The organism is Pseudoalteromonas sp. G5_S1_54_S4 (assembly GCF_054968565.1).
The window spans coordinates 1-220 of sequence record NZ_JBQKUL010000162.1 but is presented as its reverse complement, the minus strand read 5'-3'; the positions used below and the strand labels follow the sequence as shown (position 1 = coordinate 220).

Sequence of the window (220 nt, the reverse complement as noted above, 5' to 3'; positions counted from 1 at the left end):
CAGTTTAGACGACTCACCAAGACTAAGGGAGCATTCCCTAATGAAAACAGCTTGATGAAATTATTGTATGCAGGCATATTGAATGCCTCGAAGAAATGGACAATGCCAATCCATAATTGGAATCTGACATTGTCGCAATTGGCCATCCACTTCGAAGGTAGGTTAGATGGTGTGCTAGATATTTAGCAACTTAGGCTGACACAGAATTCTGAACGCCCTC

General features: G+C 42.3%; 1 pseudogene. It reads left to right on the top strand.

The features are described 5' to 3' along the window. Positions 1 to 186: pseudogene (locus ACTRWE_RS19370) on the top strand (IS256 family transposase); the annotation flags it as partial. Positions 187 to 220 lie beyond the last annotated feature (34 nt).